This window comes from Fischerella sp. PCC 9605 (assembly GCF_000517105.1).
Classification (GTDB): domain Bacteria; phylum Cyanobacteriota; class Cyanobacteriia; order Cyanobacteriales; family Nostocaceae; genus PCC9605.
In genome coordinates this window covers 184610-200230 of record NZ_KI912152.1, presented here as the reverse complement: position 1 = coordinate 200230, position 15621 = coordinate 184610, and the positions used below count along the sequence as shown (strand labels likewise).

At 47.8% G+C, this 15621-nt stretch carries 10 protein-coding genes and 1 pseudogene; 6 read left to right on the top strand and 5 right to left on the bottom strand.

Going from position 1 to position 15621, the window contains the following annotated elements; translation table 11 throughout:
* The first annotated feature begins 52 nt into the window (after positions 1 to 52).
* The 3 genes from FIS9605_RS0130980 to FIS9605_RS0130970 all read left to right on the top strand — a co-directional run bounded on the left by FIS9605_RS0130980 (position 53) and on the right by FIS9605_RS0130970 (position 3898).
* A complete protein-coding gene (locus tag FIS9605_RS0130980) occupies positions 53 to 1102 on the top strand; it encodes a glycosyltransferase family 2 protein (protein ID WP_051470233.1) in 1050 nt (349 codons plus the stop codon).
* 534 nt (positions 1103 to 1636) lie between these two features.
* Positions 1637 to 3511: an ABC transporter ATP-binding protein gene (locus FIS9605_RS0130975; protein WP_026736015.1), complete on the top strand. Its 1875-nt coding sequence runs from the start codon at positions 1637 to 1639 to the stop codon at positions 3509 to 3511.
* A 195-nt stretch (positions 3512 to 3706) separates the two neighbouring features.
* Positions 3707 to 3898 (top strand): hypothetical protein, encoded by a 192-nt coding sequence (locus tag FIS9605_RS0130970; RefSeq protein ID WP_155960602.1) that lies wholly within the window; start codon positions 3707 to 3709, stop codon positions 3896 to 3898.
* Between the two features lie 47 nt (positions 3899 to 3945).
* On the opposite strand, the gene FIS9605_RS38850 is transcribed toward FIS9605_RS0130970, so the two are convergent.
* Positions 3946 to 4821, bottom strand: a complete 876-nt coding sequence (locus FIS9605_RS38850) for a DUF6262 family protein (protein ID WP_231510547.1) — start codon at positions 4819 to 4821, stop codon at positions 3946 to 3948.
* 67 nt (positions 4822 to 4888) lie between these two features.
* Between FIS9605_RS38850 and FIS9605_RS41995 the strand changes: the two are divergent.
* A pseudogene (locus FIS9605_RS41995) lies at positions 4889 to 5597 on the top strand (hypothetical protein); the annotation flags it as partial.
* Between the two features lie 339 nt (positions 5598 to 5936).
* Here FIS9605_RS41995 and ilvB read toward each other — a convergent pair.
* From ilvB to FIS9605_RS0130935, 4 genes are all read right to left on the bottom strand, one after another.
* Positions 5937 to 7826, bottom strand: a complete 1890-nt coding sequence (gene ilvB, locus FIS9605_RS0130955; RefSeq protein WP_026736013.1) for a biosynthetic-type acetolactate synthase large subunit — start codon at positions 7824 to 7826, stop codon at positions 5937 to 5939.
* A 725-nt stretch (positions 7827 to 8551) separates the two neighbouring features.
* A complete protein-coding gene (locus tag FIS9605_RS0130945) occupies positions 8552 to 9331 on the bottom strand; it encodes an SDR family NAD(P)-dependent oxidoreductase (RefSeq protein WP_026736011.1) in 780 nt (259 codons plus the stop codon).
* 283 nt (positions 9332 to 9614) lie between these two features.
* Positions 9615 to 10796 carry an MFS transporter gene (locus FIS9605_RS0130940; RefSeq protein WP_026736010.1) on the bottom strand — a complete coding sequence of 394 codons (1182 nt, stop codon included), beginning with the start codon at positions 10794 to 10796 and terminating at the stop codon, positions 9615 to 9617.
* 564 nt (positions 10797 to 11360) lie between these two features.
* Positions 11361 to 12524, bottom strand: coding sequence for an SIS domain-containing protein (locus tag FIS9605_RS0130935; RefSeq protein WP_026736009.1), 1164 nt, complete (start codon positions 12522 to 12524; stop codon positions 11361 to 11363).
* 888 nt (positions 12525 to 13412) lie between these two features.
* Between FIS9605_RS0130935 and FIS9605_RS0130925 the strand changes: the two genes are divergently transcribed.
* On the top strand, positions 13413 to 14105 hold the full coding sequence (locus FIS9605_RS0130925) for a GntR family transcriptional regulator (protein ID WP_026736007.1): 693 nt from the start codon (positions 13413 to 13415) through the stop codon (positions 14103 to 14105).
* A gap of 737 nt (positions 14106 to 14842) precedes the next feature.
* Positions 14843 to 15607: a hypothetical protein gene (locus FIS9605_RS38840; RefSeq protein WP_051470203.1), complete on the top strand. Its 765-nt coding sequence runs from the start codon at positions 14843 to 14845 to the stop codon at positions 15605 to 15607.
* Positions 15608 to 15621 lie beyond the last annotated feature (14 nt).

The following is a 15621-nucleotide window of genomic DNA, read 5'->3' as shown; positions in this document are numbered from 1 at the left end:
GGGTGAGTTGGTACATCAGATGAAATCACAACAGGACATGGAGGAAACAGCTATGGTAAATCCGCAAGTAACTATCGTTGTCGTGCCACGGGAGCGTTTCAGCTATACCCGAGAGTCGCTAGAGAGCATCTATAACCACACAGATTATCCATTCTCACTAGTCTATGTAGACGGCGGTTCACCTTCTCATATCCAGAGCTACCTGGAAGCGCAAGCCCAGGAAAAAGGATTTCACCTGATTCGGGCTGATTACTACCTCTCCCCCAATCGGGCCAGAAACCTAGGACTTAGTCAGGTCAGTAGCAAGTACGTTATCTTCATTGATAATGACGTAGTCGTCACACCAGGTTGGCTGAATCGATTAGTGCAATGTGCTGAAGAGACAGGAGCTGCAATTGTTGGACCTCTCACCTGCATTGGCAAGCCGGAGCATGAAATCATTCACAATGCCGGTGGAGAAACACATATTGTACTGGAGCAGGCAGGTGAGACAATCAAACGGCGTATTCATCAGAAAACCTATCTTGCCGATAGGCGAGTGGACGATGTGCGCGACCAACTCCAGCGAATACAGTGTGAGTTCGTAGAGTTCCACTGCATGTTAGTCCGCACGGAAATATTTGAACGCATCGGTCTGCTCGATGAAGGGCTGCTAAGCACTCGGGAACACATAGATTGTTGTATGACAGTGTCTGAGGTGGGAGGCAGTATTTACTGTGAGCGCGAGGCTGTTGTCACCTATGTTCCAGGACCGCCATTCGAGTGGTCGGATCTTTCCTTCTTCATGTTACGCTGGAGCGACGCCTGGGATCTGACTAGCCTACAGCACTTGCGTCAAAAGTGGAACCTGACCGAGGACAAGTACTTCAAAAAACGGTACGAGCGGCTGGGACATCGGCGGCATCAGGCATTCATCAAACCCCTGCTCCAGCACCTTTCCCGCGGGCAGCACGATCCTGAACTCAGGGAAATCCTCATATCTATGGAAAGACAACTGAACCGTTATATCAGCAACAGCTACGCCCAGAACCAACCTCAGGATGGACAGGCTCAAGCCTTGAAGTTGCCTGAGTCTTCTGTAACTGCATCTTCCCATATCTGAGGGCGATGTAAGCAGTTCATGACGATTGTTTAGCAGACATCATGAACTGCTTAGCAGATAACGAGGAGACTACATGCTTTATCGAGAATTCGGGGAAACAGGATGGAAGGTGTCGGCTATCAGTATGGGCACCTGGAATATAGCTGAAGTTCCCCGGTGCATTTGTACTAAAAAAGCTCGTAAGCCTTGCTGTACAATCAATCTAGGGTTTAATATCTCAAATTCCGTACCCATGTAAACGCTGGAACTCAAGGCACATCAATGGTAAGCTAAAAAATGGGGGGTAAACTCCTCAAATACGCTTCGCACGCCCCTTTGACAATTGTGCCCAGTAAAGCGGCTCGATCAAAACGTTGAAAGTCCCTCTACATAAGCATTAGCCCTTTTTGTCTACGGGGAACTTCTGATACAGGTAATGAATTAGGTTCAGTAGCAAGTACGTTGTCTTCATTGATAATGATGTAGAGGATAATTTAAGGATAGACATGGCATATCGTATCTGATTCCAGTTTCAGCATTAGGGAGAGATATTAAATGGGCCGTCGTCCCCCCGAACAAACTCTCAAGGCAGCTATACCAAGTATATTGCAGGTTGTGCGTAGGTTCCGGCCGCTGCTTTGTAAGCAGAGATTACTGCTCGCAGGTTCATTCTTGGCGCTCTTGGTTGAGACTGCCTTAAAGTTACTGGAGCCTTGGCCGCTGAAGTTTGTCTTTGACCGCATCATTGTGACTCAATCCAACACAAACCCCTCGAGTGTTGCCGTTGGCTACGGGATTAGTCCAATGGTTCTACTCACACTCTTGGCTTTAGCAATAGTGGCGATCGCAGGGCTGCGAGCTTTTGCCGCTTACCTGAGTACATTTGGCATGGCACTGGTTACTACCCGCGTGATGGCAGAGGTTCGCGGCAATCTTTACAGTCACCTGCAACGTCTCTCCCTTTCCTTTCATAATCAGTTCAAAAGTGGCGACCTAATCAGCTGTGTTACCTATGATGTCGAGCGTCTGCGGATGGTGGCCCTCAAAGCCGCTCTTCCACTCCTAACCAATTTCTTCACCCTAGTTGGTATGTTGGGTGTGATGTTCTGGCTCAACTGGGAACTGGCTCTGATTGCGATCGTTACTTTTCCTTTATTTTTGTTTTCGACTACGCGTCTGATCCATCGCATTCGAAGCGCTACCCGCCAACATCGCCAGTGGGAGGGAGCCATAGCCAATATAGCTGCCGAAGCGATTGGCGCCATCAAGGTTGTACAAGCACTTTCACTCCAAGAAATGCTTGAAAAAAGTTTTTTCAAGCACAACAAGAAGAGCCTAGATCAAGGAACTCAGGCTGAGAAACTGAGAGCGATGCTGGAGCGGACAGTGGAAGTGTTGATAGCAATCTCCACAGCGCTTGTTCTATGGCGAGGTTCACAACTTGTGCCGCAGAAGGCACTCACCCCAGGGGAACTGCTGGTGTTTATGAGCTACCTTAAGTCTGCCTTTGACCCGATGCGCCTAATCACCAAGCAAATAGGGCTAATTGCTAAAGCAGCGGCTTCGGGAGAGCGGATTATAGATTTACTAGACATTGTGCCTAACATTCGGGATCTAAAAGGTGCCATCGATGCTCCCGTTTTCCATGGCGCGGTGCGGTTTGAGCATGTCAGTTTTGCCTACGAGCTAGGTAAGGGTGTACTGAGAGACATCAGCTTTGAGGTGCAACCTGGCCAGCACGTTGCACTGGTCGGTCCATCTGGGGGCGGTAAGTCAAGCTTGGTCAGTTTACTCTTGCGCCTTTATGACCCTCTGGAAGGACGCATTCTCATTGATGGGCATGACATACGTGAGTACAAGCTGGAGTCGCTACGGCGGCAAATCAGTATTGTGCTGCAAGATAGTGTCCTGTTTGCAGTGAGTGTCCGCGATAACATTGCTTACGGCTTATTGTGTGCCTTAGATGAGGAGATTCAGGCTGCTGCTCGTCTTGCCAATGCCCATGACTTCATCATGGAGCTACCACAGGGCTACGACACCATCCTGGGTGAGCGAGGTGCTACCCTCTCTGGTGGACAACGTCAGCGGATTGCGATTGCCCGTGCTGCCGTGCGCCAGGCCCCGATTGTTATTCTTGACGAGCCAACAACTGGCTTAGACAATGAAAATGAGCGCTTAGTGAGTGAGGCACTTGAGCGTCTTACCCAAAGTCGTACCACTTTTTTAATCTCTCATAATCTCAGAGCAGTCGAGCAAGTGGACCTCATTCTTTACATTGAAGGGGGAAGAATCGTGGAGTGTGGCACCCACAAAGAATTGATGCGCTTTGGTGGTCGATACGCTGCTATGCACGCGCTACAAACCTCGATTGGCAACAGCAATTCTCATTATGAGAATGGTTATCAGTGTGTAAATGATAAGACTAACTGATGAAACCTATAAGAGGTTGGGAGGCATAGGTATCTGTCACTTAAAGGATAAAGTGGCCGTTTTTAACGGATAAAGTGGCCGCAGTCAGATGAACTAGTAAGTATAAATATTTATATCAATAAGAGACTGTTTAACTGGCGAAAGCCTAGATTTGTGGTAGAAGCTGGTTGCTTCTTTAAAAGCTTGGGGGCCAATATGTTGAGCGACCAAGAGTTTAATGATTGGTGTCGCTGCGTAAATTTACCACAAGCGGCTAGGCAATTAATTTCCCAAATCCGTGCTTCTGAACCAATTCGGCGAGTCAAAAGTAGTGGTATAAATGTTCGGGGCGACTACGCCAGTCGCAAAATGGGAAAAACTATTCAATTTGAATTATGTAGTACATAACGTCTACAACGATGATTTTATAAACGTTTTTATGTTGTATACGTTTTCTACAACGATAATTTGAGTTTCTCCACAGGATACTTAGCCAACATATCTGCAAAAGCAATGCACTCTCCATGATCGGTGTATACCATAATGCCCTGCTTGGTATTTTGACTGGCTTTGACTAAACCTCTGTTCTTGGCTAAAGGAAACCATTCATTGAAGGTATCGAGTTCTGATTTAGCTTGGACTGCGCCATTAGGTTTCCATTCCTCTTCTATGGCTCGTTTAAGCCAACCTAATGGCCGTCCCACATTGCCCGTGATGATAGCTTCTTTGTAAGCTTCGATAGCATTTAAAACCGTCTCCTCTTGAGATGACTTAATCGCTTTGATTAAAGTAGGATTTAATTGAATTCCTGTTGCTTCTAATTGAGCTTTAATAGTTTCACTTATTTTCGTTTGTGATTTTCCAGTCAACGAAATAACCTTAGCTGGGGTGATTTGTTCTGTTGCTTGTTTGAGACGGTCTTCTAAAGTAGCAATAATGTCTTTTTGACGCTCTACCTGTTCTAGTAGGGAATGAACTCGATAGATCTGTCCGGCTAAGGCTTCATTTTTTCGCTTGAGTTCGTTATTCTCTGTCTCTAAAGTAAGGATGCGCTGTTTGAGTCGGCTGACTACTTGAGAATTGGCTTTAGGGGTGGCGGGCGGTTGATCTCGAGGAGTGACTGACATGTGGGTTTGCTGACCCCTCAACTGCATAATGCGCTCTTTAAGTTCAGAATATTTGTAGAGGTAAGCAACGCTGACGTTAGCCTCTTTAGCGATTGTTTGAAAGTTGATTTTGACTCCCAATTTCTCAAGCCGTTCGATAGCTTTGTTGACCTTCTCCAGTGCTTGGTGTTTTCTGGTCTGTTGAGTCTCGGTAAGGGTTTTGATTCTGGCTTCCTTAGAGGATGTTTGAAAAGTATAGAATATATCTCCTGGTATCTACAGTTGAGGAATTATGCCTCGAAAATCTTATCCAACTGACCTAAGCGATCGGCAATGGAAGATCCTCGAATCGCTGATTCCTGCCTGCAAAGTCGGTGGTCGTCCGCGTACAGTCAACATGCGTGAAATCATCAACGCTATCTTTTATATCCTGGCTAGTGGTTGTGCTTGGCGGCTGATGCCTGACGACCTACCGCCTTGGGCAACGGTTTACTACTACTTTCGTCGATGGCGAACTGAAGGAGTCTGGCAACAGTTTAACGAAGTGCTGCGCTCAAAGCTCCGCCAACGAAACGGGCGGCAATCCACTCCCAGTGCAGCCATTGTTGATAGCCAGTCAGTTAAGACAACTGAAGTGGCACAAGAGGTGGGCTACGATGGAGCTAAGCTAGTTAAAGGTCGCAAGCGTCATATCCTGGTTGATACACTGGGATTATTATTGCAAGTTGTGGTTACTGCTGCTAATTTGACCGAAAAAGCTGGAGCCAAGCTGACTCTGGTAGAAATCAAGGACAAGTTTCCTCGCCTAAGTAAGATTTTCTCGGATGGGGGCTACGACGGCTCTAATTTCATCACCTCGGTTCAACAAGATTATCAATTGGATTGGAAAGTGGTCAAGCGTAAACCAGGTAAGGGTTTTAAAGTGTTGCCGGGCGCGTTGGATAGTGGAGAGAACTCTAGCTTGGTTGGTGCGCTATCGACGGTTGACTATTGATTATGAAACTCTACCTGCCAGTTCAGAAGCTTTCATCTATACAGCTATGGTAAGGCTCATGCTCAGACAACTAGTGTAACCATTTATACTTTCTCAACATCCTCTTAGCGATCGCCTCCACCAAAAAAACTTTGAGATCTACTGATATTGGTTGAAAACAAGCCTTTATATGTAAATACGGTTCAGTTAAGCCTAAAAGTCGTGTAAATTAACCTGACCCTTCCTGTCAGGTGAGGCGGCGCACAATGTGTCCATATAGAATCGGAGAACGAGTACGAGCCGTTCGCGCGGTGAGTGCGGGGTGTTGACACCTCAATGTCACCCGACAGGCGAAAATCAAAAAGATTTACATCTTCGCACCACACTCAGTGCAGAAGTTATGGTTGGAAAGGTTTTTAGTGCCACAGTGACTACAATAAATTGCTTCTGCTGGAGCTTTCGGTGCTTGTTTAGGCAAGCCGATCATCTGAACATTGCTCTTACCAGGCGCTACCATTGGATAGCAGTTTTCGTCTCTGGTGACTCGGACATCAACTATCACTGGGCAGTTAGATGCCAGCATTTCGGCGATCGCATCTTTTAACTGGCTGTGAGCGCGGATTATCATGCCTTTAATTCCATAGGCTTTTGCCAATAACTCTACATCTGGCATCCCTACTTCCATGTTTGAGCATGAGTAACGTTCGCCGTAGAAAGCTTGTTGCTGCTGGCGTACCATTCCCTGCCAGCCATTGTTGAGAATCACAATCTTGACATTTATATTATACTGTGCTAAGGTACCCAGTTCCTGTAAACACATCTGAAAACTAGCATCACCGCTGATACAGATGATTTCTTCATCAGGAAACGCTACTTTAGCGCCCATTGCCGCAGGTACGCCGAAACCCATCGTTCCCAAACCCGCACTGGAAATCCAGCGTCTTGGGCCATTTTTCAATAACTGTGCCGCCCACATTTGATGTTGCCCTACATCTGTGGTGTAGAAAGCGTGGGGTGCTTGGCGATTAACTTCTAGGATCACTTCTTGGGGTGAAATGCTGTCGGGATAGTGCGGCACTATTAGAGGATACTCTTCGCGCCAACGGTTAACTAGATTCAGCCACTCTTGGTTTTGATTAGGTGTAGCCTTGACGCCTGCTTCTTTGCATTGACGCAACAACTCTACTAACACGTTCCGTACATCGCCGACGATAGGCACTTCAGGAACGCGGTTTTTGCCAACTTCTGCTGGATCGATGTCGATGTGAATGACTTTGGCGCGGGAGGCGAATTCATCCAACTTGCCTGTAACGCGATCATCAAATCTTGCGCCAGCGCAAATCAGCAAATCACAATCACTGACGGCAAAGTTTGCGTAAGCTGTACCGTGCATTCCCAACATTCCTAAAGCCAAGGGATGATGTTCATCAAAAGCACCGATACCCATCAAGGTTGTCGTGACTGGAATATTGAATAACTCAGCCAGTTGTTTGATTTCTTCATGAGCATTTGCGGTGATCACACCCCCACCCAGATATAACAACGGACGGCGACTTTCAGCAATCAACTGAATCGCTGCATTGATTTGCCGTGGATTTCCTTTTACCGTGGGACGATACCCGCGTAACTTTACCGAACCTGGTTTTACACCCACATAGTCAAATTCTTCTAAAGCTACATCCTTGGGGACATCAATCAAAACTGGTCCTGGTCGCCCAGTGCTAGCAATGTGGAAGGCTTCAGCCACAATCCGCGCCATATCTCTGGGATCACGCACTACATAGGAGTGCTTCACAATCGGTAGCGTAATTCCGTAAATATCCGTTTCTTGAAAGGCATCTGTACCGATCAACGGACGTGCTACCTGTCCCGTAACCACAATCATCGGTATCGAATCCATGTAGGCTGTAGCGATACCGGTAACCAAGTTAATTGCTCCTGGTCCAGAAGTCCCAAAGCAAACTCCTACCTTCCCAGTAGCACGCGCATAACCATCTGCGGCATGAGCTGCACCTTGTTCGTGTCTGACCAAAATGTGCTTAATAGCACCAGTTGCTTCCATCTTGTACAGGTCGTCGTAAATTGGCAGAATCGCTCCACCAGGATACCCGAAAATATACTCAACGCCGTGGCGCTGGAGGCTGTCAAGCAGAGCAAAACCGCCAGATACACGTCTAGGTGTCAAGACTGGCGGGTTAGAAGTATGGAAGTGTTTAGGATTTTTAGTTTCTAGGTGAGTTTGGGAAATTGCTCGCACGGTTAGACCTCAGACTCTAGCTGAAATTCTGTAATTAAGACTTCATTATTAATTGAAAAGTCTAATCAAATGTATCCGTTCACGGGATTTAAAGGGCTTTATGGAGATGTACAAGGTTATCTACCTCGTCTGTGCCTCCATCTTTTACCTAAATTATGTGGTGGGTATGCAGTTCTTTTCCGTTAAACAGGTGTTTTCCACACACTGGCATTTCCAATTTTGGTTTTTTGCAACTATAAAGATGTTTCGACCCTTTAGCCCAATAGGTTTTACCGTATTGGGTATTTCGATTTTCCCAGTAGGAGCTTTCATCCCCGCTTTACGAATTTGATAGTCAGTCTCTTCCGTAGGGGCTACCATTATTGGTAGTTTATGTGCTTTCAACCCCGCACCAGGGCGGTAGGCTTAGTTTTCATTTGGTACTCACTTCACCTACATGGATATCAAGTTGTCATTGATAGAGGATTAAAGTGCGAACTCAACCTGGATTGGTTACTCTATCAAAGCCTGGAATCCCCTCAGATTATGGGTTTCTCCAGAACGAATCGCACTTACAAGGATCTCGGCTCAATGCCGACTGGTGCCGGGTGGCCCAGCAGTGCTTCGGGATAGTCTCCCCCTGCTGCCGCAGCCGCGACGAGCGCACGATCAAGATAGACGTGTTCTACAACGCGATGATTGCGAGCCCAGCCGCAGATGAGTGCAAGTCACTAACCTACGAGCAATCAGCCATGGCCGATATAGTCCATGCGCCCGCCATCCACCACCAACTCCTGTCCGGTGATCCAACCCGATTCCGGCGCAGCTAGGAAGGCCACGGCGTTGGCAATATCTTCTGGTTCACCTATGCGCCCCATCATGGTTCGCTCAACGATTTGCTTCTGTACCGTGCCCCATTCCTCTTTGCTGAGATTGCGCTGAGCCCAGATGTCCGTGTAGACGGTTCCCGGCGCAATGGCGTTCACAGTAATGCCGTATCGGCCGAGCTCCATCGCGAAGCGTCGCGTCAGGATCGAGACCTCCGCCTTAGTTGCGCCATAGAATGTAGTGCCGGGAACCGTGTTGCCGATCGCCCCGATCGAGCTAATATTGATGATCCGGCCGTAACGCCGTTCGCGCATGCTTCCCATCACAGCCCGCGTCGCATGAATGGTGCCATCCGCATTCACTCCGCGCATCCGCGCAAATTGCTCGCGGTCGTAAGTGTTGAGCGTTGCCGCGAAAGCCACTCCAGCATTGTTGACCAGGATCGTCACGGGACCGAGTTCGGACGTAACGCGATCAATCATCGACGTTACGGCAACGTCGTCGGAAACATCGGCGCGCACCGCAATGGCCCGCCCGCCGCCCAAGTTGATCTCGCTCGCAACCGCCTCGGCCGCATCAGCGCAATCAACATAGTTTACGCATAAGGCTGCACCTCGCCGTGCCAGCAGTATCGCCGTTGCTCGCCCGATGCCTCGTGAGCCCCCGGTCACTACTGCAACCTGATTAGACCACAACATGTGCATTCTTCTCCAAAAAGCCACTTGATGCTGTTTAGCCACACTGACTGTAGCGGCATTTATCATCCTCATTCTCACAAATCGTGAGCAGATTCTGAGCCTCGATGACGGCGCGGATGTTTGCGATCCTATTTTAATTCGATTGCGTCATTAGATGTGCAGCTACAGGCAGCCAGAGGACAGTATTATAGGCTGACTCACATTCCCGCTCCGTCCGCAACTCCTTTGCGCCAATCACGTGAAATTACCGGCCCACCGACACCTCAGGACGCCGCAACGGGTTCTAGCGGCCGCGCATGTGATTCCACCCCGCAAGTGCCGAGAAAAGCAGTCCTGCGATGCACGCGCCAGTCCAGCCAAACGCATGCCACGCAACCGCGCCCGTCGCCGATCCCGCTGCGCCGCCGATGAAGTAACACATCATGTATACTGTGTTCACGCGGCTAGGCGCTTCCGGTTTGAGGGCAAATATGCGTGACTGGTTCGAAACCTGCGCCATCTGTAAGCCGATATCCAGAACAATTACCCCGATCACGAGGCCACTAATACTCGCGCCTGAGAGGCCGAACACGACGAACGCCACAGCGATGAGGGCAATAGCCAGTGAGATGACCGCGCGTGGCCCACGCCGATCTGCGAGGATACCGGCCCACGGCGCAACGTAAGCACCTGCCGCACCGACAATGCCGAACAGCCCTGCGGCTTGTGGTCCGAGATGAAACGGTGCGCCGGCCAGCAGCAGCGACAGCACGGACCAGAAGAGGCTGAAGGCCGCGTACAGTGCGGCACCGGTAAGCGCTGCTTCGCGTAATCCGCGCAGATCGACGGCTAGGTACCACGGCGAGCCCAGCAGCTTGCCGTAGGGCAGCGTCGAGGTCGGCTTGCTGGGTGGCAGGCGCGTGGCTACCACGACAGCCAGGACGAGCATCGTGACGATCGAGGCGGCGAATACAGCTCGCCAGCCGAAATACTCGGCAACAAAGCCAGCCCCCGTACGCGCGAGCAGGATGCCGAGCAGCAGGCCGCTATACACGCTGCCGACCGCATGGCCGCGCTGTACGGGTGGCGCGAGTTCGGCGGCGAACGGTCCTGCTTGTTGCGCCATCGTGGCGAGCATTCCGATCGCGAGGCTCGCGCCGATCAGTACAGGCAGCGTAGGCGCGGTGGCCGCCACGAGCAAAGCGACACAGATGCCCGCGATTTGCAGCAGGATCAGACGACGACGGTCAATGCGGTCGCCGAGCGGGGCGAGCAGCAACATGCCGACAGCGAAGCCGAGCTGGGTCACGGTCGGCACTGCGCCGATCCACGGCGCGCTTTGTGGAAACGACTGGCTGAAGCTGTCGAGAAGCGGCTGATTGTAGTAAATGTTGGCTATCGCAGCGCCTGCGACGCTCGCAAGAAGCAGCAGCGAACCGCGCAGCGATCGGTCAGAGGGAGCGGGGGTGGAGTGGGGTACGGACATTGAGTGTGGCGATTGCAAAAGCAATCATGAGTTTACGCATGTTGATCGTACTGCCGTGCCTGCCGCCTGGGATATCGACAACATCCGCAAAGGCGAGGGCAGGCAGCGATGGATTCGCGTCGCGGCGCCAGCACATCCTCAACGGCATTGTCGAGCGGCGTCGGCCGCGCGCATCCGATTGCCCCAGCCGATCGAGCTAGAGACGCACGAGGTCATAAACCGCGCCAAAATTCTGTGCCCGTGGCCAGCGGCCAAAATCCGGGTGCGACAGCGCGATAACTCGCCGTGCTGGCTGAGGAAGTTCGAGCAGCGAGCGTCGGAACCGACAGTCTGGAAATCGTGCAACGATAAGATCGGGGGATGCCCCGCGCCGCATCGCACGATTCGAGCTCGATCTCGTACCTGGTGAGCCGTCATCATGCTGGCCGCCAACGCCGAGGCTCAACAGGGGCACATGGCGATCTCTCCAGTGGCTCCGGCCGGGACGCTACACTCCGCATGGCTTCGGCGCCCCGGTCTCCAGTCCCGCCCGATTCAAGCCATCCGTCAGTCAGGTCAAGGTCTCTACACTAGCGCCTCTTCCTGTGCTTCTTGAGGCTCCAATACACCTGGGATATCCGTGCAACTTGGAAAGGCTTCAATCGACTTTTGGCTCCACCACGGATTCCCTGCTGTAATCGAGATTAAGTCCCTTCCTTCAGCGTCGTTGTATTTGCCGAGAAAATAGGCGATGTAGACAGTGAAGAAGTGTGCAAAGAAAAAGCGATGGAAGAAGTTTTTTTGATTTAGCTCAATGTTCACGAACTCGATACTTTGATTTTGCGCTACAGCCTTATCTCCTAGCATCCTCGCCAGAATATCAACTTTATCTCTCGAGTACATATCATCATCAGAATCGCGAAATGTGACAACGGATAGCTTGTTTTTTGGGGTAGAAAAGGCCGCGACTTCGGTGTGGGTGAATTCATGCAACAGATTTCGATGCGCAGGAACCATGGCAATTTCGTTGAAAAACATGGTCGTTTGCTTAAGCAAGGGAACGTACCACCTGGGTGTAGCTAGAAACACTATCTCACTGTCTCTCAGTCTCGTCGCAATTTCTTCTGCTTGCTTGAGGGTGTTTCTGTCGAATTCCTCCTTCAAGTAGGCGACAACCTCGTTTAACTCCGCTTGATATGAAGACTTGGTTATCTTGAGCTTAAAAAACAGGTCAAGAAAAATGGAGAAAAATTGCTGAACATGATATAGCGGATATTCTCGATCAGCGTGCCTAAGTTTATATAAGATTAAGGAAGTTGCGTCCTCCCTAGCGATGTCAGCAATCTTTCCACCTCCAGACAAAACGATGAGATTTCTATTTTTAGTTAGCTCCTTCATTTTGTGATAAAACATGATCGGCTCTCTCGACCAACCACTGTAACAGACAATTATGGTTAAAGTCTTCTCATCCCGCAATGCTTGTTCGTCCATAAACCAAGAGACATCATAATCATTGATAACATCGACATGCACGGGAATGCCTTGGTTTTTGAAAAAGCCTTTGACTATATCTGAGACGACCGATGAGCACCCCATGCCGTAAAAAACAATTCTTCTAAACTGCTGCGTTTCAATTCTGCTACGTAAATCATTGTCCAATCCGCTGAGATCATACTCGTGCCCCCAGAGAATGCTTTCGAAAAGAGGAGTGCCGATCAGTTTTTCGAGTCGATGTAGCCTTGGTTGCATTTCACATCTCCTTATATAACCGGATCGTCTTCAGTGCCGATTATGATAATGACAACTTTGGACAATCCGCTAGGCAAATAAAATAAATCCGGGTTTTGCAAGGCCGTTTTATTTCCCACAACAGCCATTGCGTAGCAGCTCTTGAGTCGAGGGAGCTTTTGGGCGACGAGGGTTATGTTTCTCTCGATTTTTTCCCATCCCCCCATCTCCCAATAAGCATATAGACTATATTGTACATTGTCAACAATCTACAATGTGTGCGAGTAGCAACCGAACAGAAAGTTACGTGCCCTTGCTGTAATGTTTGCACTCAAAGGGTTTCAGATCTCCAAACTCAACAAACCCTGCCGCTCATTAATAGTTTTTAATTATGTCAAAATTCCGTAATAAGCACATAGACACAGACACAAAAAACCGAGCCAGCCTTGTCTCAGTCCTGCTGGCTGGGAAGACCTCCACGATAGACTTTGGAAGAAAACTAATTAATAAAGGCTGGCTCGGTTTTTTCCAGTCGGTTCACTTAGTAGCTTTTAAGGGTTAATTATTATATAAACGAAGTTTATTGTTTTACCCCGAAATTTAGTTGCCTGCGTCGTTAATGTATGTTTCGATAGTGAAAATTTTTGCTCTCTGCCAAGACCCCAAATAGCGTGATACTCGACATTTGTTAAAAACTAGTTGAGTTCAATTCATTCTAGATTGTAGATTGTTGACAATTTCTCAGATTGTCTATATGCTTACTTATGTGAGGTGTTCACCTGCTTTGTACAACCAAAACGCATCTGAGTAAAGCAACTGACCAGTTTATTCCGCTGGTTTTGTCATATGCAGTTCAATCCACTCCACAATGAATTCAATCTGCAGATTGGGTGTTGAAGTGAAACTTATATGAAAGACAAGCGCTCGAATCTAGTAGTAGTACCCCGAAGTCTGGAGAACCAAGCTACTGATGTCATCAGAGAGCAAATACTCAGTGGGGCTTTTCCTCCCGGATATCGCCTACTCGAAGTTCAGTTAGCTGAACAACTCAACCTCAGCCGAGCAACTATACGGTCTGCTTTGCAACAGCTTATCTATGAAGGTTTAGTGGTGCAGTTTCCGTATAGGGGCTGCATTGTACCAGAATTGAATTCGCAGGATGCTTGGGAACTGTACACACTTCGGAATGTACTTGAAGGTTTGGCTGCACAGTTAGCAGCTCTTGCAATGACAGCAGATAAAGCTAATGTCCTTAATGCTGCTCTTGAGCGCTTAGTACTGGCTGCACAGAATGGCGAACGGGGGGAACTTGCAGATGCAGATTATTCATTGCACAAAACGATTATTCACCTATCAGGTCATCAACGACTACAGGAGCAGTACAAAATAGTTGAGCAACAAATACGACTGTATATTGCATCTTGTAACGCTCTTCTTCCAAATTTAGAGCAAATTGTAGAAAAACATAAACTTTTGGTCGAAGCTATTATTTCTGGAGATGCTTTTTTTGCAGAACAACTTGCTAAAGAACACAATAGTGATGGTGAAGAGTTTGTAAAACATCTCCAAGCATTAGAAGGTCAGACTCCAGATTTCTCGTAAAATTTGAACACTATTTATTAGCCATTGCATTATCTTTGGCATTTTTAGTAATTCTGCGCTCAAATGTATGGTCTGAGAAGCTTCTTCAATTTTGGCTGTAGAGTTAAATGCATCTAGCTGGTTTTATACTTGCGTTGTAGATTGTTCACTCTCATGCTCTTTGGTATTATCCCAGGACAGAAATCTGGGTTTTGCTCAACCTGAGTTTTATCAAAACATTGCTAGTGTATTAGATGGAAGTTATTCCGTACAGATGTACTAAATACACTCAAACTCTTGCCCTGAAAAGGATACAGCAATTGCTCCACAAGAACTGTAGGCATATATAAGCCTCAGCCGTGTCTGCGTTGGCGCAGAAGGCTGTAGATTGAATAAGGTTGGTGTAAGCAAGCAGAAACCAAAAATCTACATAGCGCTCTTCCATCACTCTCGGGAACAAAAAATCGAGTGCTATTTTTAAACCTCATATGGGAAGCGGGTTTAAGCGTTTATTTTCGTTCCAAATCTCAAAATTATAGCTTTTTGGCGAAAAGCTTATAGAGCAAGGATTCTAGATTTTTCTACGAAGAAAGTGATGAAAGAGGGATAGGTATACAGTTTTCATAAGCGCTCAAACCATTACAGCAAAATCTTTTTCAGGATATTTAGTGCATTTGTACGGTAGAACTTCCGACGAGAGCGTCGCAAGTTTGACCTGATTTGTTGCAGACTTATTAGTCTAGTAAAAGGAAATTTCTATGTTGCTCACAGAACATTTACAGACCAGCGAACAAATTCACAAGCAAATCTCAGATATTTTGTCACAGAAGTTTGAAGTGCATCCTTTCTCTAGGGAAGTAACGTTAGAAAATTTGGAGATAGTACTCAAAAACTACCTAGCAATGTCACAAGCATTTCCTTATCTACAGGCGGGTTCTCAGAAAGAATTAATCTTCCATTCTATTGATAGAGATGTTGATGTTAGCGAGCATATTGAGACAACAACTGTAGTAGGCAATTTTCTCTGCTGGGATGAAACTGGTGGTCATAGTATCCTTCTTGAACATGGGATGACAGGTTTACCAATAATTCTTGACACAAAACAATACTTTCATTCAAATCTTTTGAAGAAAGACATCCGTGTAATATTTGGTAAGGATCTCAAGCCTAGCTACTCTAAGGTAACTCAAGAGTACCTTCATAATCTTTATGAAGGTCTGTCTAGTTTAAATTCAGTAGTTCGTTGTGCTTACATGGTAGCTTTTGAGACTCATGCTGGACAGATGATCAATGCGTTGTGGGAAAGTATTTCAGCTGTTTGTCATTTAAAAAATGACAGTTTATCTTATTTCAAAACTCATGTTGGTGGCACAGATCCTGCGGAACCATATCACATCAAAATGACCGCTGGGATGATAGAAAAAATCGTTTCGGAGAATCAGATTCCTGCTTTCCTTAAGGCATTTGAGAAGGCCTACGCTTTGAACTATTCTTGGTGCAAGGATATAACCCAGATTCGTTAGCATCTGTGCTATAG